Raw genomic sequence first — 19,488 nt, forward strand, 5'->3', positions numbered from 1 at the left:
GGGGGGCCGGGGGGCCGGGGAGCCGGGGAGCCGGGGAGCCGGGGGTGAGGGTTCGGCCGGGCGTGGATGATCGCCGTGAAAGTGCACTTATCGCAGCGGGGACCGCAGCTACGGCGATCTCACGGCGATCATCTACGCCGAGATCGCCGCGAGCGCGCTGTTTCCGCACCCCACACCGCAACAACCGCAACCTCACGACGATCATCGGCCGAGCGGCAGCATGATCGCCACGAGACTGCACTTATCGCAGCGGGAACCGCAACGACGGCGAACTCACGACGATCACCGACCCCGGCGAACGCCAAGATCACCGCGAGCGCGCAGTTTCCGCACCCGGCACCGCAACAACTGCAGTCTTGCGGCGATCATCCGAACCGCGCCCGGGGCGGGGGTGCGGGGCGGCCGGCGGGATCGGGCACGATCGGCGGCGTGACCGAAGCGCTCCCCCTCGAACCCTTCTACCGCCCGCTCGACGGCCCCGACGGACTGAAGTTCCATGCGACCGCGTCCACCACCGGGCCGTGGTTCGCCGACGCCCAGCACGTCGGGCCGCCGTCGGCGCTGCTGGTGCGGGCGCTGGAGCGGTGCGGTCCGTGGCCCGGCACGCAGCTGGCCCGGGTCACGGTGGAGGTGCTCGGGCCCGTCCCGGCCGGGGAGGTGCAGGTGTCCGCCGCGGTGGAGCGGCCGGGCCGGTCCGTCGAGCTGCTCGCCGCCGAGATGTCCGCGGGTGGGCGGGCGGTGCTGCGGGCGCGGGCGTGGCGGCTGGCCGTCGGCGACACCGCCGCCGTCGCCGTCGGGGAGGTCGCGCCGCTGCCCCCGCCGCAGGAGGCGCAGGCCCGCCCGGAGCGCCCGACGGGGTGGCTGCCGGGGTTCCTCGACGCCCTGGAATGGCGGTGGGTGCGCGGCTGGCTCGGCGAGCAGGGGCCGGGCACGGCCGTGGGCGCGGCTGCGGGTGCCGCTGGTGGAGGGCGAGGAGCCCAGCCCGCTGCAGCGGCTCGCCGTGGTGGCCGACTCCGCCAACGGTGTCGGTGCCCCGCTGGACCTGCGCGAGTGGCTCTTCGTCAACACCGAGCTGACCATCCACGTGCACCGCGCGCCGGTGGGCGAGTGGATGGGTGTGGACGCGCAGACCGTGGTGGGCCCCGACGGGCTCGGCACGGTGTCCGGGCTGCTGTTCGACAGGCGGGGACACACCGGGCGCAGCACGCAGGCCCTCGTGGTGCGCCCCCGCTAGGAGAACTGCTACCGGGGGCCCAGGTCGTCGCCGAGGTCGACGGCCCGGCAGGAGCGGATCTCCGAGGTCAGGATCGCGCGGACGCCGAGGGCGGCGAGGTCGTCCATCACCTTGTTGGCCCGCTGCCTGCGGACCATCGAACGCACGCCCGACCAGCCCGGCTGCGACAGCGGCGCCACGGTGGGCGCCTGCATGCCGGGGGTGATCCGCTTGGCCTCGTCGAGCACGTCGTTCGGGCAGTCGTAGTCGAGCATCAGGTACTGCCGCGCGTAGACCACGCCCTGCAGGCGGTTGGTGAACACCCGCTTGGCGGCCTTCGCCTCCTCGGTCTCAGGCCGGTCCGGGCGCGGTTCCCGCTCGATGAGGGTGGCCTCGGACTCCGCGATGGGGTCGCCGAACGCCTTCAGCCCGTGCTGGCGCAGCGTGCGCCCGGAGGAGACCACGTCGGCGATCGCGTCGGCCAGCCCGAGCTGCACCGAGATCTCGACGGCGCCGTCGAGCTTGATGATGTCGGCGCGCACGCGGTTGCGGGCCAGGTGCGCGCGCACCAGCCGCGGGTAGGAGGTGGCGATCTTCTTGCCCTCGAGGTCCTCGAGCTTCCAGTCGCGGTCCTCGGGGTTGCGCTCCGGGGCCGCGAACCGGAACTTCGACTGCCCGAACCCGAGCTCGATGACCCGCTTCACCTGGCTGCCCGACTCGTCCATCAGGTCGGCGCCGGTGATGCCCAGGTGGAGGTCGCCCGACCCCACGTAGGTGGCGATGTCCTTGGGCCGCAGGTAGAAGAACTCGATCGCGTTCTCCTCGTCCATCATGCTGAGGTCGCGCGGGTCCGACCGCTGCCGGTACCCCGCCTCCCGCATCATCATGGCGGCCGGCTCGGCCAGCGTCCCCTTGTTCGGGAGTGCGACGCGGAGCATGGTGCTCTCCTCGGTAGTGCCGTTTCGGCGGGTCACAGGTACTTGTAGACGTCCTCGAGCGAGATCTTGCGCCCGATCATGAGGACCTGGATGCGGTAGAGCAGCTGGGAGATCTCCTCGGCCAGCGCGTCGTCGGCCTCGTGCTCGGCGGCCAGCCACACCTCGCCGGCCTCCTCGAGCAGCTTCTTGCCCTGCGCGTGCACACCGGCGTCGAGCGCGGCGACCGTGCCCGACCCGGCCGGCCGGGTGGCCGCCTTGTCCGCCAGCTCGGCGAACAGCTCCTCGAAGGTCTTCACAGGTCTCCCCTTCACGTCACCAGTGTCATCTTCTGTCATGGGGCGAAGGCACCGGCCACGGCCTGGTGCTGCGCCCGGTTCCCGACATGCGCCGGGTGGTGCAACGGCCGTCCACCACCGATGGTGCGCGCCGCGCCGGTGTTTCGGCGAACGGACCGTCTGCCGGGACGAGCGGCTACGCTGCGCGATCACTCCGTGCCTGTACGTGAGCGCCATGCACCTCGTCGGCGGTCAGGCCGACGAGCGAGTCGCGATGGACCCGGCCCGGCCCGAGCGGGACCGGCACCTCGCACGGCACGACGAGCACGGCGGCCCCGGCCCGCTCGGCGGCGAGCGACCCCGTCGGCGAGTCCTCCACCGCCAGGCAGTCCTCGACCGCGACGCCGAGCAGCTCCGCGGCCCGCAGGTACGGGTCGGGGTCCGGCTTGCCGCGCGGCACCTCGTCGCCGCACACCGTGACCGTGAAGTGCTCGCGGCCGATGCCCTCCAGCGCCATCTCGGTGAGCGACCGCAGGGTGTTGGTGACCAGCGCCGTGGGCCACCCCGCCGCGCGGACCACCCGCAGCGCCTCGAGCGCCCCCGGCCGCCACTCCAGGCCCGCGGCGAACAGCTCGCCGGTGCGGGCCGTCATCCACTGTTCGGCCGCGGCCACCCGGGCCGGGTCGCGCTCGAGGCCGAGGTCGTCGAACATGATCCGCAGCGTGCGGGCCATGTTCGAGCCCACCATGTCCTCCCGCGCCGCCGCGCTGAGCTCCCCGCCCAGCCACGCCGCGGTGTCCTGCAGCGACACGGTCCAGACCTTCTCGGAGTCGACGAGCGTGCCGTCCATGTCCCACAGGACGGCAGCCGGCCGTGAGTGCAGAACGTCGCCGGGACGACGGTTTCCCCTCACGAGGTCATCCTGCATTGAAGTACTTCGCCTCCGGGTGGTGCGCGACCAGGGCATCGGTGGACTGCTCGGGATGCAGCTGCAGCTCCTCGGACAGCTCCACCCCGATCCGGCCGGGCTCCAGCAGCTCGACGATCTTCGTGCGGTCCTCGAGGTTGGGGCAGGCGCCGTAGCCGAGGGAGTAGCGCGCCCCCCGGTACCCGAGCTTGAAGAACTCCTCGACTCCTCCCGGGTCCTCGGCGGCGACGGCGACGCCGGACGGGAACGTCAGCTCCTCGCGGATCCGCCGGTGCCAGTACTCGGCGAGCGCCTCGGTGAGCTGCACGCCCAGGCCGTGCACCTCGAGGTAGTCGCGGTAGGCGTCCTTGGCGAACAGCTCGTTGGCGTAGTCGGCGATCGGCTGCCCCATCGTCACCAGGTGCAGCGGCAGCACGTCCACCTCGCCGTGCTCCAGGGCGGTCGGGCGCGGACGCCAGAAGTCGGCCAGGCACAGGTGCCGGTCGCGGCGCTGGCGCGGGAACGTGAAGCGGAACCGCTCCGGCGCGTCGGCCTCGGGTTCGTCCAGGACGATGAGGTCGTCGCGCTCGGACACCGCCGGGAAGTACCCGTAGATGACGGCGGCGTGCGCGAGCACGCCCTCGGTGGCCAGCCGCTCCAGCCAGTACCGCAGCCGCGGGCGTCCCTCGGTCTCCACGAGCTCCTCGTAGCTCGGGCCCGACCCGCCCTTGGCGCCGCGCAGCCCCCACTGGCCCAGGAACAGCGCGCGCTCGTCGACCATGCCGGAGTACTCGGCCAGCGCGACGCCCTTCACCACGCGGGTGCCCCAGAACGGCGGGGTGGGCAGCGGGTTGTCGAGCGTGACGTCCGAACGCTCCGGGCGCGGGCCCGCCGCCTCGGCCTCCGCAGCCTTCCGCTTGGCCGCGACCCGCTGCGACCGCTCGTGGCGGGCCTTGCGCTCGGCCTTCTTCGCCTCCTCCTCGGGATCGACGGCGGGCGCGATCCCACGGGCGCGTGCCATCGTGGCGTCCATCAGCCGCAGACCCTCGAACGCGTCGCGGGCGTAGGACACCCGGCCCACGTAGACCTCCGCGAGGTCGTTCTCCACGTAGGAGCGGGTGAGCGCGGCGCCGCCGAGCAGCACCGGCAGCGCCGTGGCCACGCCCCGGGAGTTCATCTCCTCGAGGTTCTCCTTCATGATCACCGTGGACTTGACCAGCAGCCCGGACATGCCGACGGCGTCGGCGCGGTGCTCCTGCGCGGCCGACAGGATCGTGGAGATCGGCTGCTTGATGCCGAGGTTGACGACCGTGTAGCCGTTGTTGGTGAGGATGATGTCAACGAGGTTCTTGCCGATGTCGTGGACGTCGCCCTTGACCGTGGCGAGCACGATCGTGCCCTTGCCCTGGTCGTCCTCGGTCTTCTCCATGTGCGGCTCGAGGTGGGCCACCGCGGTCTTCATCACCTCGGCGGAGGCGAGCACGAACGGCAGCTGCATCTGGCCGGAGCCGAACAGCTCACCAACGGTCTTCATGCCCGACAGCAGCGTGTCGTTGATGATCTCCAGGGCGGGCCGGGACTGCAACGCCTCGTCGAGGTCGGCCTCCAGCCCGTTCCGCTCGCCGTCGACGATCCGCCGCTCCAGCCGCTCGAACAGCGGCAGCGCGGCCAGCTCCTCGGCGCGGCCCGCCTTGGCCGACGACGCCGTGACCCCCTCGAACAGCTCCATGAAGCGGTTGAGCGGGTCGTACCCCTCGCGGCGGCGGTCGTAGACCAGGTCGAGCGCCACCGACCGCTGCTCGTCGGGGATCTTGGACATCGGAATGATCTTCGCGGCCGACACGATCGCGGTGTCCAGCCCGGCGTTCACGGCCTCGTGCAGGAACACCGAGTTGAGCACCTGGCGGGCCGCGGCGTTGAGCCCGAAGGAGACGTTGGAGACACCGAGGGTGGTCTGCACCTCGGGGTGGCGGCGCTTGAGCTCGCGGATCGCCTCGATCGTCTCGCACCCGTCACGGCGCACCTCCTCCTGCCCGGTGGTGATCGGGAAGGTGAGGGTGTCGACGACGATGTCGGACACGCGCATGCCGTGGTTCTCGGTGAGGTCGCGGATGAGCCGCTCGGCCACCCGGACCTTCCACTCGGCGGTGCGGGCCTGGCCCTCCTCGTCGATACACAGGGCGACGACGGCGCAGCCGTGCTCGCGGACCAGCTCCATCGCGCGCTGGAACCGCGAGCCGGGCCCGTCGCCGTCCTCGTAGTTCACCGAGTTGACGATGCAGCGGCCGCCGAGGCGCTCCAGGCCGGCCCGCAGCACCTCGGGCTCGGTGGAGTCGAGCATGACCGGCAGCGTGGACGCCGTGGCGAGCCGCCCGGCGAGCTCGGCCATGTCGGCGACGCCGTCGCGGCCGACGTAGTCGACGCAGAGGTCGATGAGGTGCGCGCCGTCGCGCGTCTGGTCGCGGGCGATCGCGACGCAGGCCTCCCAGTCCTCGGCGAGCATCGCCTCGCGGAACTTCTTGGACCCGTTCGCGTTGGTGCGCTCCCCGACCATGAGCACCGAGGTGTCCTGGCGGAACGGCACGGCCGAGTACAGGGAGCTGACGCCCGGCTCGGGGCGCGGGGCGCGGTCGGCGGGCTCCAGGTCCCGCACGGCGTCGGCGACGACGCGGATGTGCTCCGGCGTGGTGCCGCAGCAGCCGCCCACGAGCCGCAGCCCGTAGTCGCGCACGAACGTGCGGAGCGCCTCCGCCAGCTCGTCGGGGGTGAGCGGGTACTCGGCGCCGTTCGGGCCGAGCTGCGGCAGGCCGGCGTTGGGCATCACCGACAGCGGGATGCGCGCGTGCTTGGACAGCGTGCGCAGGTGCTCGCTCATCTCGGCGGGCCCGGTGGCGCAGTTGAGGCCGATGAGGTCGACGCCGAGCGGCTCGATCGCGGTGAGGGCGGCGCCGATCTCGCTGCCCAGCAGCATGGTGCCGGTGGTCTCCACCGTGACCTGCGTGATCAGCGGGATCCGGCGGCCCTCGACCTCCATCGCCCGCTTCAGCCCGAGCACGGCGGCCTTGACCTGCAGCAGGTCCTGGCAGGTCTCGACGATCAGCGCGTCGGCGCCGCCCGCGAGCAGGCCGCGGCCGCACTCGGTGTAGGCGTCGCGCAGCCGGGCGAACGTGTCGTGGCCCAGCGTCGGCAGCTTGGTGCCGGGACCGACGGAGCCCAGCACGTAGCGCGGACGGTCGGGCGTGGCCATCTCGTCGGCGACGCCACGGGCGAGCTGCGCGCCCTTCTCGGCGAGCTCGCGGATCCGGTCGGCGATGTCGTACTCGGCGAGGTTGGGCAGGTTCGCCCCGAAGGTGTTGGTCTCGACGGCGTCGGCGCCCGCCTCGAAGTACGCGGCGTGGATGCGGCGGAGCACGTCGGGGCGCGTGTCGTTCAGGATCTCGTTGCAGCCCTCGAGCCCGGCGAAGTCGTCCAGGGTCAGCTCGGCGGCCTGGAGCATGGTGCCCATCGCTCCGTCGGCGAGCACCACGCGCTGGTCGAGCGTGTCCAGGAAGGTGGTGTCGAACGCATGCGGCTGCATATCGCGTTGGGATGGCACACCGATACGGTAGTCGCCCCGGGGTGTGGCCCGTCGCGCGATGGCCCGCGGCCGTAGGCTGGACCGATGACCGATCGCCAGCCGGAACCCGGAGCGGAGACCGACCTGCCCCGCCTCGTCGACCCGGTGATGATCGCCGCGTTCGAGGGGTGGAACGACGCCGGGGAGGCCGCCAGCACGGCATTGGAGCATCTCGAGCTGAGCTGGGACGCGGAGCCGCTTCTCGCGATCGATCCCGAGGAGTACTACGACTTCCAGGTCACGCGGCCGCACGTGCGGCTCACCGACGGCGTCACGCGCAAGGTCGAGTGGCAGACCACGCGGCTGTCGGTCGCGACCCTGCCGGGCACCGAGCGGCACGTCGTGCTGCTCAACGGCATCGAGCCGAACCTGCGCTGGCGGACCTTCTGCGCGGAGCTGCTGGACTACATCGACACGCTCGGCGTGACGAAGGTCATCACGCTGGGGGCGCTGCTCACCGACATCCCGCACACCCGGCCCACTCCGGTGAAGGGCGCCTCCTACGACAAGGCGTCCGCCGGCAAGATGCGCGTCGAGCCGACGTCGTACCAGGGTGCCACCGGGATCGTCGGGGTGTTCCAGCAGGCGTGCGTGGAGGCCGGCGTGCCCGCGATGTCGTTCTGGGCCGAGGTTCCGCACTACGTCTCGCAGGCGCCGGTGCCCAAGGCGGCCGTGGCACTGCTGCACCGGGTCGAGGAGGTGCTCGACGTCGAGGTGCCGCTCGGCGGGCTGCCCGAGCGCGCGGAGGAGTGGGAGCGCACGGTCTCGGAGATGGCCGACGCCGACGACGAGGTGCGCGAGTACGTGCGCCAGCTCGAGGAGCAGGCCGAGGCCGCAGCCGACGTCCCCGAGGCCGACGGCGACGCCATCGCCGCCGACTTCGAGCGCTACCTGCGCCGCCGCGGCACCGGGGGTACGGGCAGCTGAGCGGGTAAGACCTGCGTGGCAGGCGGACGCGGCGGTCTCGCGCGCGGCGGGCTCTACGCCGGGGCGTTCCTCGGCCCCTTCGGCGGCGGGATCACCGTCGCGATGCTGCCCGAGCTCGGCGCCTCGTTCGGGGTCTCCGCGGCCACGGCGTCGCTGTCGGTCACGGCCTACCTGCTGCCGTTCGCCGCCGTCATGCTCGTGTCCGGCACGCTCGGTGAACGCTGGGGCAGGCGGCGCACGGTCACGATCGCCTACGTCGGCTACGTGGTCACGTCGGTGGCGTGCGCGTTCGCGACGACGCTGCCGCTGTTCCTCGCCGCGAGGGCGCTGCAGGGTGCGGCCAACGCGTTCATCACTCCCCTGCTGCTGTCCGCGCTGGCCGCCGCGGTGCCCGTCGGGAGGCTGGGCCGGGCGCTGGGTTGGTTCGGGTCGCTGCAGGCGGCCGGGCAGACCTCGGCCCCGCTGCTGGGCGGGTTCGCCGCCGAGGTGGACTGGCGGCTCGCGTTCGCCGGCGTCGCGGCCGTGGCCGTGGTGCTGGTGGCGATCGGGATCCCGGCCGACGACAGGGCGGCGGGGGCCGCCCGGCCCGCGCTGCGCAGCGCGTGGCGTCCCGCGGTGCTGCGGGCCGGGCTGGTGGCCGCGATCGGCTGGGGCTGCCTCGCCGGGCTGAACTTCCTGGTCGCGCTGCGACTGGAGGAGGAGTTCGGCGTCGGTGCGGGCGCCCGCGGGCTCGTGCTCACCGGGCTCGGGGTGGCGGGGCTGCTCACCGCCCGGCTCGTCGGCGGCGGCGTCGACCGGATCGGCCCCCGGCGCAGCGTCCTGCTCGGCAGCGGGCTGGGCGTGCTCGTGGTCGTCGGGGTGGGGCTCGCGCCCACCGTCTGGCTGGTGGCCGCGGTGTGGACGCTCGGCGGGGTCGCCACGCAGCTCGTGCTCGTGGGCGTCAACGCGATGGTGCTGGGGTCGGGCACGGCGAACCGCGGCGGCGCGATGTCGGTGGTGCAGGCCGTGCGGTTCGGGGGCGGAGCGGCGAGCCCCGTGGTGGTCACGCCGATCTACCACGCCGAGCCGCTGGCCGGGTTCCTCCTGCCCGCCGTGCTGTTGGCCGTGGCCGTGCCGGCGGCGCTGCCGCGGGGGACAGGCGGCGGCCGACCGGCGGGTGCCAAGCGATAGGCCCCGCACCGCGCAACGCGTCCGACCGCGGGCGATCGAGGAGTACCGATCGTCACCCCGCGAGGACCGCGAGCAGGGCTCGGGCGTAGGCCCGTTCGGCGTCCACGTCGACGTGCCGCTCGGTGCCGCCGTTGCGCTCGATCACCACCGCGAAGCCGTCGCCCACCGGTTCCAGCGCCTGGAACCGCGGGCCGAGTGCGTCGCGCAGCTGCCCCTCCGACGGGAGCCACACCACGGCGTCCTGCTCGACGCTGTCGAGGGCCCACTCGGTGGTGCCGTTGAACCGCAGCAGCGGGCCGGTGGGGGCCTCGTGCACGTCGATGGTCAGCTCGCTCACCACGAACACGTCGGCGTCCATCCCGCGGCCCGGGATGACGAACCGGTCCCCGGACGCCGGGTTCCACTCCAGGCCCGCGCGACGCAGCCGCAACGCCAGCTCCACCGTGATCATCGAACTCTCACCGCCGTCCCGGCCATGTGCCCCACCCAACCAGAACGGGTAGCCCACCGGCATGACGGAACCACAGCAGCCCGACCCGGAAGCGCCCCGTCCGCCCGGCACCCCCGAGCTGGACCTGGACGTTCCCGTGGAGACCGGGGACCGGCGCGTGGTCCCGGACAACGAGGACGTCGATCCGGACACCGTCGCGCCGGAGCCGCCGGACTGACCCGTTCGGCCTATCGCGTGCGCGGTTACCGACAAGTAGGAAGGATTCCACCTGATCGAGTGATCCCAGGAGGAACCATGCGCTGTCGGTCGCTGCTCGGCTCCGGAGGGGTGGTCGCGGCGGTGGTGGTGGCGACGGCCGTCGCCGCGCCTGCCCCCGCTCTCGCCGCACCGGAGTTCGCCCCGGCCGACGAGGCCACCGTCCACCCCGGGGTGATGACCTACACCGACGGCGCCCAGTGCACGGCCAACTTCGTCTTCACCAGCGGCGACGACGTGTTCATCGGGCAGGCGGCGCACTGCGCGGGCACGGGGACGGCCACGGAGACCGACGGCTGCGACGCCGGCTCCCTGCCACTGGGCACCGAGGTGGAGATCGAGGGCGCGAGCCGGCCGGGCGTGCTGGCCTACAGCTCGTGGCTCGCGATGCAGGCGAACGGCGAGACCGACGAGAACGCCTGCGCCTACAACGACTTCGCACTGGTGCGGATCGACCCCGCCGACGTCGCCGCCGTGAACCCGACCGTGCCGTTCTTCGGCGGGCCGGTGGGGCTGGACGACGACGGCACCACCGTCGGCGAGCGCGTCTACAGCTACGGCAACTCGTCGCTGCGCCTGGGGCTCGAGCCGCTGAGCCCGAAAGCCGGTACCAGCGTCGGCACCGCCGGTGACGGCTGGACCCACGACATCTACACGGTCAGCCCCGGCATCCCGGGCGACTCGGGCAGCGCCGTCCTCTCGTCCACCGGCGAGGCGCTCGGCACGCTCAGCACGGTGCAGCTCGCGCCGCTCGCCGGCAGCAACGGGGTGTCGGACCTGTCCCGCGAGCTCGCCTACGCCAACGAGCACGGCGGGCTCGGCACCCTCACGCTCGAGCTCGGCACGGAGCCGTTCGACCCGATCCTGTAACCGGGGTCAGCTCCCCAGCCGCACCCCGAGCAGCGCGTCGACGGCGTCCCGGACCAGCGCCGGGGCGTTGGCGTCGCCGCCGCGGCGCTCCAGCGCCTGCGCGGCCCACCCGTCGACGGCGGCGAGCGCGGCAGGGCTGTCGAGATCGTCGGCGAGATGCGTGCGCAGCCGCGCCACGAGGTCGTCGGCGGCGGGGGCGGCGGCCAGGGCCACGGCCTCGCGCCACCGGGCGCGCCTGCCCCGGGCCTCGGTGAGCAGCGCGTCGGTCCAGGCCCGGTCGGTGCGGTAGTGGCCGGCGAGCAGCGCCAGCCGGATCGCGTCCGGGTCGACGCGCTCGGCGCGCAGCTTGGAGACGAACACGAGGTTGCCCTTGGACTTGGACATCTTCTCCCCGTCCAGCCCGATCATCCCGGTGTGCGTGTAGTGCCGGGCGAACGGGTGCATGCCGGTGAACGCCTCGGCGTGCGCCGCACCGAACTCGTGGTGCGGGAAGATCAGGTCGGAGCCGCCGCCGTTGAGGTCGATCTGCGTGCCCAGCCGGTTGAGGGCGATCGCCGCGCACTCCACGTGCCAGCCGGGGCGGCCCGCACCGAGGTCCGACTCCCAAGAGGGCTCCCCGTCGCGCGCCATCCGCCACAGCAGGGCGTCGGCGGGGTGACGCTTACCGGGCCGGTCCGGGTCGCCGCCGCGCTCGCGGGACAGCTGGATCATCGTCTGCGCGTCGTAGTTCGACTCGTAGCCGAAGTGGCCGGTGGCGGCGCAGTCGAAGTAGACGTCCGGGAACTCCGGGTCGTCGATCCGGTACGCCGCACCCCCGGCGAGCAGCTTGCCGACCAGCTCGGCGATCTCCCCCATCGCCTCGACGGCCCCGATGAAGTGCCGCGGCGGGAGCACCCGCAGCGCCTCCATGTCCTCCCGGAACAGGGCGGTCTCGCGCATGCCCAGCACGACCCAGTCGTCCTGGTCGCGGGCCGCGCGCTCCAGCAGCGGGTCGTCGATGTCGGTGACGTTCTGGACGTAGTGCACGTCGTGCCCGAGGTCGCGCCAGACCCGGTTGACCAGGTCGAAGGCCAGGTACGTCGCCGCGTGCCCGAGATGGGTGGCGTCGTAGGGGGTGATCCCGCAGACGTACATCGACGCCGTGGCGCCCGGCGCCGTCGGGCGGACCCGGGCGGTGGCGGTGTCGTACAGGCGCAGTGGCGGGCCGCCACCGGGGAGCCGCGGGACGTCGACGGATGCCCAGGTCTGCATGGCGTCCAACTTACGCGGCCCGGTCCGACCCACCCGACCAGCGCGGGCGTCACCCACGTCACCCCCCGGGCTCACCACCACTCGCGCGGAAGCTTCGCCTCGATGTCACGGACGTGGCGCCGGGCGCACTCCGGGCACAGCCAGCGCGCCCACCCGTCCCGGTCGCGCTCGCACGCCCACGCCAGCGCCGTGGGCTCGGCCGGGTCGCGCACCGCACCGCACAGCTGACAGGTCTCCATGCCTCCAGCATGGCCCGCGGCACGCCCCCTTGCTCCCACGATCGCGGTCTGACAACCTGAGTCAAGTCGTCTAGACCAAACATCTAGCTGAGCGAGGAGACGCGTGCTGACCGTCATCGGGCTCGACATCGGCGGCTCCAAGACCCACGGCATCCGCTCCGAGGACGGGGTGGCCGTGGCCGAGGCCGTCGCCGGGAGCGCGAACATCGCCTCCGTCGGCGCCGCCGAGGCGGGGCGCCAGCTCGACGCCGTCCTGACCGCCCTCGGCACCGACGGGGTGAGCGCGATCTGCGCGGGAGCGGCGGGCGCCGACGGGGCCGAGTCGGTCGGCATGCTGATGCGCCTGCTCGGCGAGCGCGTGCCCGGCGCGACCGTCCGGATCGTGCACGACGCCCGGCTGGTCCTCGCCGCGGCCGGGCTGGACGCCGGCGTCGCGGTCATCGCCGGCACCGGTTCGGTTGCCTGGGGCGCGCGCGCCGACCGCACCGATGCCCGGGCGGGCGGCTGGGGACACCTGCTCGGCGACGAGGGCAGTGGCTACCAGGTCGCGCTCGACGTCGTGCGGCACGCGCTGGACCGGATGGACGCCTGCGCGCCCGTCGATGCGCTCACCGCCGCGCTGCTCGAGCGCTGCGGCCTGACCGGGCCCGAGCAGCTGATCGACCACGTGTACACCACCCAGGACCGGCGGTACTGGGCCGAGCGGGCCGGCGTCGTCACCGCACTCGCCGCCCGCGGCGACGGGGCCGCCTGCGCGATCCTCGGCCGGGCCGCCGACGCGCTCGCCGCGCTCGCCCGCCGCGTGCTCGACCGGCTCGACCGGCCGGGCCCCGTCGTGCTCGCCGGCGGCTTCGCCGTCCACGAACCGCTGCTGCAGCGCGCGATTCGCGAGCGGCTTCCCGGCACCGAGGTGCGCGTGCTCACCGATGCCCCCGTCACGGGCGCCGTGCGGCTCGCGGCCGCGACTCGCCCTCCCCACCCGCACAGCACCGACGCTCGCTCCGCGAGCTTCGCTTCGAAGGAGCTGACGTGACCACCGTGGCACCGCATCGTCCCGGCCACCTGATGGCGGCCGAGATCGCCGAACAGCCCGCCGCGTGGAGGCGCCTGCTCGCCGGGATCGACGCCGCCGGGATCGACGCCGCCGCGGACCTGATCCGCAGCCGCGCCCCCCGCACCGTGCTCTTCGTCGCCCGCGGCACCAGCGACCACGCCGCCCTCTACGCGAAGTACCTCGTGGAGATCCGGCACGGCCTGCCCGCCGGGCTGGTCTCGCCCTCGACGATGACCGCCTACGGTGCACGCCCGGACCTGCGGGACGTGCTCATGATCGGCATCAGCCAGTCCGGCGGGTCCCCCGACCTGGTCCGCACGCTCGAGGTCGCCCGCGCCCAGGGCGCGCTCACCGTCGCGGTCACCAACAGCGCGGGGTCGCCGCTCGCCGCCGCCGCCCACGCGCACGTGGACGTGCTCGCCGGACCCGAGCGGTCGGTCGCGGCCACCAAGTCCTACACCGCCCAGCTGCTGGCGCTGTACCTGCTGCTCGAGCGGGTGCGCGGCGCCGACACCTCGGTCGCCGCCGCGCTGCCCGACCTGGGCGATGCGCTGCTGGCCCGCGACGCGGAGATCGCCGCGCTCGCCCAGCGCTACCGGTTCGCCCAGCGGATGCTCACCACCGCGCGCGGCTACTCCTATCCCACGGCCCGCGAGGCGGCGCTGAAGCTGATGGAGACCTCCTACGTCTCGGCGCAGGCGTTCTCCGGCGCCGACCTGCTGCACGGCCCGCTCGCGCTGGTCGACCCGCAGGTTCCGGTGTTCGCCGTGGTCGCCGAGGGCGTCGGCGGCACCGCGATGCGCGACGTGCTGCCCCGCCTGGCCGAGCGCTCGGCCGACGTCTGCTGCGTGGGCCACCCCGCGGCCGTCGAGGCCGCCGCCACCGGGTTCACGCTGCCCGCCGGCGCCCCCGAGGTGCTGTCCCCGCTGCTGGAGATCGTCCCGTTCCAGCTGCTCGCGCTGCACCTCGCGGTCGGCCGCGGCGGCGACCCGGACGCCCCGCGAGGCCTGAGCAAGATCACGGAGACGCTGTGACGAGCGGGCGGTCCACGCTGCTGCGGGCCGGCACCGTCGTCGCGGACGGGCGGGCCGGACCGGGCTGGGTCGAGGTCGCGGGCGAGCGCATCGCGGCCGTCGGTACCGGCGAGCCACCCCGGCCCGCCGACGCCGACCTCGGCGACGCCGTGCTCGTCCCGGGGTTCGTCGACATGCACGTGCACGGCGGCGCGGGGGCGGCGTTCCCCGACGGCGACCCGCAGGAGGCCCTGCGGGCCGTGCGGTTCCACCGCGCCCACGGCAGCACCACGTTGGTCGCGAGCCTCGTCGCGGCCGGCCCCACGGAGCTGCTGCGGGCCGTCGACGCGCTCGCCGACCTCGTCACCGACGGCGAGCTCGCGGGCGTCCACCTCGAGGGCCCCTGGCTCGCCACGGCCCGCTGCGGGGCCCACGACCCCGGACAGCTGCGCGACCCCGACCCCGCGGAGCTCGACAAGCTCCTCGCCGCCGGCGGCGGTGCAGTGCGGATGGTGACGCTCGCGCCGGAGCGCGCCGGCGGCCTGGACGCGGTGTGGCGGATCGTCGGCGCGGGCGCGATCGCCGCGCTCGGCCACACCGACGCCAGCTACGCGCTCACGCGGGCGGCGATCGCGGCGGGGGCGCGCGTCGGCACGCACCTGTTCAACGCGATGGCCCCGGTGCACCACCGCGAGCCGGGACCCGCGGTGGCGCTGCTGGAGGACGCGCGGGTCACCGTGGAGCTGGTGACCGACGGGCTGCACGTCCACCCGGCGCTGTGGGACCACGTGCTGCGCAGCACCGACGGCGAGCGCGTGGCGGCGGTGACCGACGCGATGGCGGCCGCGGGCATGCCCGACGGCGAGTACCGGCTGGGCGCACTCGGTGTCACCGTCACCGACCGCGTGGCCCGGGTGGCCGACGGCAGCGCGGAGGGCGGCCCGATCGCGGGCAGCACCGCCACCACGGACGCCCTGTTCGCCAACATCGTGCGGCACGCCGCGCTCCCCCGCGACGAAGCGCTGCTGCGTGCGGTGGCGATGACCGCCACGGCGCCCGCCCGCGCGCTCGGGCTCGCCGACGTCGGCGAGATCGCGCCGGGCCGCCGGGCCGACCTCGTGGTGCTCGACGCCGACCTGCTGGTCCGCGACGTCTACCGGGCGGGCGAGCGGCTCGCCCTCGCCGAGGTGCGGTGACGCGCGGAGAAATTTACTCCGGAGGTAACTTTCGCTCCGGGATATGGGAGCCTGGGGAGGTGACCACCGAGACCCCGGGGCTGCGCGAGCTCAAGAAGCAGGAGACCCGACAGCTGATCTCCGACCGGGCCACCCACCTGTTCCTCGAGCGCGGGTTCGAGGACACGACCATCGCCGACATCGCCGCCGCCGCCCGCGTCGCGAAGAAGACCGTCACCAACTACTTCGCGCGCAAGGAGGACCTCGCCTTCGACCGGCACGAGGAGTTCACGGCCGGACTCGCCCGGACGGTGGCGGGGCGCGGGGCAGGCGAGTCGGCGCTGGCCGCGCTCCGGGCCGCCTTCCTCGCCGCCGCGCAGCGGCACGACCCCGTCATCGGGTTCTCCGGGCGGGCGTTCGCCCACATGATCACCGAGAGCCCCACGCTCACCGCACGGCTGCGCGAGCTGCACGAGCTGCGCGAGGCGGCCCTCGCCGACGTCCTGGCCGCCGAGACCGACGCGGAACCCGACGACGTCACCCCCCGCGCCGTCGCCGCCCAGCTCGGCGCCGCGGACCGGGTGCTGTTCGGTGAGGTGGTGCGCCGCACCCTCGGCGGACAGGCCGGCAAGGCGATCGCCGCGGCCGTGACCGCCTCCGCGCGCCGCGTGTACGACCTGCTCGAACCCGCCCTGGGCGAGTACGCCGTGCGCTGACCCCGCGAGTCGGCACAGACCGGCGGCCGAGTGGCGACGAACCGGCGCCGGAACGTCGCGACTCACCCGCCAGATCGTGCCGACTCGCGGGGTGGTCAGCGGCGGCGGGTGCGCAGGTAGTCGGCCACCACCTCGGCGCCCAATCCGTCGAGCGTCGGGGCGACCACGCGGCCGCCGCAACGCCGGGCAACGTCGTCGACGAACACCGCGAGCCGCGGGTCGTCGCCGAGCATGAAGAACGTGATCGACGGCCGCAACGCCGTGACCCGGTCCAGCTCTCCGATCGTGGCCCGCAGCGTCTCCCGGCTCGGCGGCCAGTCGAACACCGCCTCCCCGTCGGGCTCCAGGTGCGCGGTGGGCTCACCGTCGGTGACCACCAGGACGACCGGCTGGGCGTCCGGGTTGCGGCGCAGGTGCTCCCCGGCCAGCAGCAGCGCGTGGTGCAGGTTGGTGCCCTGCTCCCACGCCCCCTCCAGGCCGACCAGCTCGCCCAGCTCCACCGACCGCGCGTGCCGGCCGAACGTGATCAGCTTCAGGTCGTCGCCCCGGAACCGGGTGGAGATCAGCTGGTGCAGCGCCAGCGCTGTGCGCTTCATCGGCACCCAGCGCCCGTCCTGCACCATCGACCACGACGTGTCGACGCACAGCGCCACCGCCGCCCGGGACCGCTGCTCGGTCTCGACGATCTCCACGTCGGTGACGTCGAGCCGCCGGTCGTCGCCGCCTGCCCGGCGCAGCTGCGCGTTGAGCAGGGTGCGCGGCACGCTCCAGGACTCGGTGTCACCGAACGCCCACGGCCGGGTGGCGCCGGTGGCCTCGCCCGCCGCGCCCGAGCGCCGGTCCTCCCGTTCGCCGCGGCGGGCCCCGATCCTGTCGACGACGTCACGCAGGGCCGACTCCCCCAGCCGCCGCAGCGCCTTCGGCGACAGCTGCAGCGACCCGTCCGGCGCCCGCTCGAACAGGCCCTGGCGCTGCAGCTCGCGCTCCAGCTCGGCGAGCGCCCGGGCGTCGACGCGCGCCTGGTCGCCCAGGTGCTCGCCGAGCGCGTCGAGGTCGATGTCCTCCATCCGCGCGCCCGGGTAGCTCTGCGACAGCTGTTCGGCCAGGGCGTCGAGCTGCCCGAGCTGCTCCATCGCCCGCGTCGCCTTGCCCATGCCGAGCGGGTTGTCGCCGCGGAAGCGCCCCTGCCCCTCCCAGTCCTCGCCGGGCCGCAGCCCTTGCAGCTGCGCGTCCAGCTGCGCGAGCGCCTGCGCGAGCCGCGGGTCGCCGAACGCCTGCTGCGACAGCTCCATCAGCTCGGCGCGCTGCTCGGGCGTCATCGAGTTGAGCATCCGCTGGGCCGCGGCCGCCCGCTGCGCGAGCAGGTCCACCAGCTCCTCGGTGCTCTGCGGGTCCTCCGGGAAGAACTCGCCGTGCCGCTGCATGAACTGCTGGAACTGCTCGGTGGTGTCCTGCCCGGCCGCGTGGTTCGCGAGCAGGTTGTTCAAGTCGTCGAGCATCTCCCGGATGCGCTCGACGTCCTCGGGCGTGGCATTCTCCATCGCCTGCTTCATGCCGGCGAAGCGCTGGTCGAGCATCTCCCGGCCGAGCAGGTCGCGGATCTCCTCGTAGGCCTCGCGCGCATCGGAGGACTGCCAGTCGTAGGAGTCGAGCTCCCGCACCGCGCCGCCGGTGTCGGAGGGCAGCGCGTCGAGGGTCATCTCCCGGAACCGGGCATCGTCGGTGTCCTGGCGCGCCAGGACGTCGCGCTCGGCGTCCAGGGCACGCTGCAACAGCTCGCGGACCTCCTGCAGCGTGCCGTCGAGCCGGTTCTCCCGCTGCAGCCTGCTGCGGCGCTGCCACACCTCGCGCGTGAGCTCGTCGAGCCCTCGCCGATCCTGCGTACCGCGGCGCAGGAGCTCCTGCAGCGCCGAGCGCGGCGACGCGCCCTCCATGACGTCGCGGCCGATCTCGTCCAGGGCCGCGCGGAGGTCGACGGGCGGGGCGAGCGGGTCCGGTCCGTCGGTGTACGGGCCGTAGGCGTACTTGCGTGCGCGTCTAGCCATAGCTCACCGTGTCGCCGTCGTCGGACTCGTCCTTGGCGAGCCGCCGGGTGAGGAACAGCAGCTCCAGGGCCAGCTCGGCGGCGCTGGCCATCGGGCCGGGGTCCTCGGTGCCGCCCGCGTCGAGGCGCTTGGCGATCTCGGTGAGTGCGTCGACGGCCGGCAGCGCCGCCACCACCTCCGCGGCGGGCACCCGCTCCCCCGTGCGCACCGGGGAGCCCGCGACGGCCTCGGCGAGCGGGTCGAGGTCGATCCCGCGCAGCCGGAACCGGGCGGTGTCGGCGGTGGCCCGGCGCAGCAGGTGCTCCAGGTGCTCGCTCTCGCGGCCCTCCTCGCCGGAGGCGAACTCCAGCTTGCCGCGCAGCACCGCCGGCACCGACTCCAGGTCGACCGGGCGTGCGACCGGCCGCTCCTCACCGGTGATCGCGGCCCGGCGCAGGGCGGCGGCGGCCACGGTCTCGGCGGCGGCCACGGCGAACCGCGCCGACACGCCGGAGCCCTGATCGACGGCGCTGGACTCGCGCAGCGAGCGGGTGAACCGGGCGACGACCTCCACCAGGTGCCGCGGCACGTCCGCGACGAGCGCCGCCTCCTGCCGGACCAGCGCGATCTCGTCGGCCAGTTCGAGGGGGTAGTGCGTGCGGACCTCGGCGCCGAAGCGGTCCTTGAGCGGGGTGATGATGCGCCCGCGGTTGGTGTAGTCCTCGGGGTTGGCCGACGCGACCAGCAGCACGTCCAGCGGAAGCCGCAGCGTGTAGCCGCGCACCTGGATGTCGCGCTCCTCCATCACGTTGAGCAGCGCCACCTGGATGCGCTCGGCCAGGTCGGGCAGCTCGTTGATCGTGACGATGCCGCGGTGGGCGCGCGGCACCAGGCCGTAGTGGATGGTCTCCGGGTCGCCCAGCGAGCGGCCCTCGGCGACCTTGACGGGGTCGACGTCGCCGATGAGGTCGGCGACGGCGGTGTCGGGGGTGGCGAGCTTCTCGGTGTAGCGCTCGTCGCGGTGGCGCCAGGCGACCGGCAGGTCGTCGCCCAGCTCCGCCGCCCGCCGGCGAGCGCCCGGCGTGATCGGGGCGTACGGGTGCTCGCCGAGCTCGGAGCCCTCGATCACGGGCGTCCACTCGTCGAGCAGGTTGACGATCGAGCGCAGCAGGCGGGTCTTGCCCTGGCCGCGCTCGCCGAGCAGGACGACGTCGTGCCCGGCGATCAGGGCGCGCTCCAGCTGCGGGAGCACGGTGGACTCGAACCCGACGATGCCGGGCCAGGCGTCGCGCCCCTCCCGGAGCGCGGTGAGCAGGTTGTGGCGGATCTCGTCCTTGACACCACGCATTTCATGGCCGGACGCGCGGAGCGCGCCGAGGGTGCGGGGAAGATCG

Annotated in this window: 17 protein-coding genes and 1 pseudogene; 9 read left to right on the forward strand and 9 right to left on the reverse strand. The window is 74.0% G+C overall.

Features of this window, described 5'->3' with window-relative positions; genetic code table 11:
- Nucleotides 1-429 precede the first annotated feature (429 nt).
- Nucleotides 430-1,234 (forward strand): annotated as a pseudogene (locus KME75_RS14715) (thioesterase family protein).
- A gap of 8 nt (nt 1,235-1,242) precedes the next feature.
- Here KME75_RS14715 and hisG read toward each other — a convergent pair.
- From hisG to metH, 4 genes are all read right to left on the reverse strand, one after another.
- The gene (gene hisG, locus KME75_RS14720) at nt 1,243-2,151 is read right to left on the reverse strand and encodes an ATP phosphoribosyltransferase (protein ID WP_219415200.1); all 909 of its coding nucleotides are present in this window, start codon (nt 2,149-2,151) and stop codon (nt 1,243-1,245) included.
- Nucleotides 2,152-2,183: 32 nt separating this feature from the next.
- Nucleotides 2,184-2,447 (reverse strand): phosphoribosyl-ATP diphosphatase, encoded by a 264-nt coding sequence (locus KME75_RS14725; RefSeq protein ID WP_219415246.1) that lies wholly within the window; start codon nt 2,445-2,447, stop codon nt 2,184-2,186.
- Nucleotides 2,448-2,622: 175 nt separating this feature from the next.
- Nucleotides 2,623-3,276, reverse strand: a complete 654-nt coding sequence (locus KME75_RS14730; protein ID WP_246632118.1) for an HAD family hydrolase — start codon at nt 3,274-3,276, stop codon at nt 2,623-2,625.
- A gap of 67 nt (nt 3,277-3,343) precedes the next feature.
- Nucleotides 3,344-6,910 carry a methionine synthase gene (metH, locus tag KME75_RS14735; protein ID WP_219415249.1) on the reverse strand — a complete coding sequence of 1,189 codons (3,567 nt, stop codon included), beginning with the start codon at nt 6,908-6,910 and terminating at the stop codon, nt 3,344-3,346.
- An 84-nt stretch (nt 6,911-6,994) separates the two neighbouring features.
- Between metH and KME75_RS14740 the strand changes: the two genes are divergently transcribed.
- Nucleotides 6,995-7,876 (forward strand): PAC2 family protein, encoded by an 882-nt coding sequence (locus KME75_RS14740; protein ID WP_219415204.1) that lies wholly within the window; start codon nt 6,995-6,997, stop codon nt 7,874-7,876.
- 15 nt (nt 7,877-7,891) lie between these two features.
- Complete coding sequence (locus KME75_RS14745; protein ID WP_219415205.1) at nt 7,892-9,046, forward strand: MFS transporter; 1,155 nt, start codon at nt 7,892-7,894, stop codon at nt 9,044-9,046.
- Between the two features lie 52 nt (nt 9,047-9,098).
- Here the strand turns inward: KME75_RS14745 and KME75_RS14750 are convergent, their stop codons facing one another.
- On the reverse strand, nt 9,099-9,497 hold the full coding sequence (locus tag KME75_RS14750; protein ID WP_219415206.1) for a hypothetical protein: 399 nt from the start codon (nt 9,495-9,497) through the stop codon (nt 9,099-9,101).
- Between the two features lie 61 nt (nt 9,498-9,558).
- Here KME75_RS14750 and KME75_RS14755 point away from each other — a divergent pair, with 61 nt between their 5' ends.
- Nucleotides 9,559-9,714, forward strand: a complete 156-nt coding sequence (locus tag KME75_RS14755) for a hypothetical protein (RefSeq protein ID WP_219415207.1) — start codon at nt 9,559-9,561, stop codon at nt 9,712-9,714.
- Nucleotides 9,715-9,791: 77 nt separating this feature from the next.
- A complete protein-coding gene (locus tag KME75_RS14760) occupies nt 9,792-10,622 on the forward strand; it encodes a trypsin-like serine peptidase (RefSeq protein WP_246632116.1) in 831 nt (276 codons plus the stop codon).
- 6 nt (nt 10,623-10,628) lie between these two features.
- Here the strand turns inward: KME75_RS14760 and mshC are convergent, their stop codons facing one another.
- Nucleotides 10,629-11,873 carry a cysteine--1-D-myo-inosityl 2-amino-2-deoxy-alpha-D-glucopyranoside ligase gene (gene mshC, locus KME75_RS14765; protein ID WP_219415208.1) on the reverse strand — a complete coding sequence of 415 codons (1,245 nt, stop codon included), beginning with the start codon at nt 11,871-11,873 and terminating at the stop codon, nt 10,629-10,631.
- 71 nt (nt 11,874-11,944) lie between these two features.
- Nucleotides 11,945-12,112: a hypothetical protein gene (locus KME75_RS14770; protein WP_219415211.1), complete on the reverse strand. Its 168-nt coding sequence runs from the start codon at nt 12,110-12,112 to the stop codon at nt 11,945-11,947.
- Between the two features lie 103 nt (nt 12,113-12,215).
- Between KME75_RS14770 and KME75_RS14775 the strand changes: the two genes are divergently transcribed.
- From KME75_RS14775 to KME75_RS14790, 4 genes are read left to right on the forward strand one after another with little or no spacing between them, the layout of a single operon-like run.
- The gene (locus KME75_RS14775; protein WP_219415213.1) at nt 12,216-13,145 is read left to right on the forward strand and encodes an N-acetylglucosamine kinase; all 930 of its coding nucleotides are present in this window, start codon (nt 12,216-12,218) and stop codon (nt 13,143-13,145) included.
- Nucleotides 13,146-13,177: 32 nt separating this feature from the next.
- Nucleotides 13,178-14,200 carry an SIS domain-containing protein gene (locus tag KME75_RS14780; protein ID WP_219415252.1) on the forward strand — a complete coding sequence of 341 codons (1,023 nt, stop codon included), beginning with the start codon at nt 13,178-13,180 and terminating at the stop codon, nt 14,198-14,200.
- Nucleotides 14,197-15,375: an N-acetylglucosamine-6-phosphate deacetylase gene (locus KME75_RS14785; RefSeq protein ID WP_308282786.1), complete on the forward strand. Its 1,179-nt coding sequence runs from the start codon at nt 14,197-14,199 to the stop codon at nt 15,373-15,375. Before KME75_RS14780 ends, KME75_RS14785 begins: the two co-directional genes overlap by 4 nt.
- A 59-nt stretch (nt 15,376-15,434) precedes the next feature.
- Entirely contained in the window at nt 15,435-16,070 is a 636-nt protein-coding gene (locus KME75_RS14790; protein WP_219415214.1) for a TetR/AcrR family transcriptional regulator, read from the forward strand.
- A 95-nt stretch (nt 16,071-16,165) separates the two neighbouring features.
- On the opposite strand, the gene KME75_RS14795 is transcribed toward KME75_RS14790, so the two are convergent.
- Nucleotides 16,166-18,115 (reverse strand): vWA domain-containing protein, encoded by a 1,950-nt coding sequence (locus KME75_RS14795; RefSeq protein ID WP_219415216.1) that lies wholly within the window; start codon nt 18,113-18,115, stop codon nt 16,166-16,168.
- Nucleotides 18,108-19,442 carry an ATP-binding protein gene (locus KME75_RS14800; protein WP_219415217.1) on the reverse strand — a complete coding sequence of 445 codons (1,335 nt, stop codon included), beginning with the start codon at nt 19,440-19,442 and terminating at the stop codon, nt 18,108-18,110. Before KME75_RS14800 ends, KME75_RS14795 begins: the two co-directional genes overlap by 8 nt.
- Nucleotides 19,443-19,488 lie beyond the last annotated feature (46 nt).

Origin of the sequence: Pseudonocardia nigra (genome assembly GCF_019396355.1) — a bacterium.
GTDB classification, from domain to species: Bacteria; Actinomycetota; Actinomycetes; order Mycobacteriales; family Pseudonocardiaceae; genus Pseudonocardia; species Pseudonocardia nigra.

Excerpts from the sequence above, each read along its gene's own strand:
- KME75_RS14760 (WP_246632116.1), top strand. The coding sequence starts at position 9,792 with ATGCGCTGTCGGTCGCTGCTCGGCTCCGGAGGGGTGGTCGCGGCGGTG.
- mshC (WP_219415208.1), bottom strand. The coding sequence starts at position 11,873 with ATGCAGACCTGGGCATCCGTCGACGTCCCGCGGCTCCCCGGTGGCGGC.
- KME75_RS14740 (WP_219415204.1), top strand. The coding sequence starts at position 6,995 with ATGACCGATCGCCAGCCGGAACCCGGAGCGGAGACCGACCTGCCCCGC.
- KME75_RS14755 (WP_219415207.1), top strand. The coding sequence starts at position 9,559 with ATGACGGAACCACAGCAGCCCGACCCGGAAGCGCCCCGTCCGCCCGGC.
- KME75_RS14795 (WP_219415216.1), bottom strand. The coding sequence starts at position 18,115 with ATGGCTAGACGCGCACGCAAGTACGCCTACGGCCCGTACACCGACGGA.
- metH (WP_219415249.1), bottom strand. The coding sequence starts at position 6,910 with ATGCAGCCGCATGCGTTCGACACCACCTTCCTGGACACGCTCGACCAG.
- KME75_RS14730 (WP_246632118.1), bottom strand. The coding sequence starts at position 3,276 with ATGGACGGCACGCTCGTCGACTCCGAGAAGGTCTGGACCGTGTCGCTG.
- KME75_RS14770 (WP_219415211.1), bottom strand. The coding sequence starts at position 12,112 with ATGGAGACCTGTCAGCTGTGCGGTGCGGTGCGCGACCCGGCCGAGCCC.
- KME75_RS14780 (WP_219415252.1), top strand. The coding sequence starts at position 13,178 with ATGGCGGCCGAGATCGCCGAACAGCCCGCCGCGTGGAGGCGCCTGCTC.
- KME75_RS14750 (WP_219415206.1), bottom strand. The coding sequence starts at position 9,497 with ATGATCACGGTGGAGCTGGCGTTGCGGCTGCGTCGCGCGGGCCTGGAG.
- KME75_RS14800 (WP_219415217.1), bottom strand. The coding sequence starts at position 19,442 with ATGCGTGGTGTCAAGGACGAGATCCGCCACAACCTGCTCACCGCGCTC.
- hisG (WP_219415200.1), bottom strand. The coding sequence starts at position 2,151 with ATGCTCCGCGTCGCACTCCCGAACAAGGGGACGCTGGCCGAGCCGGCC.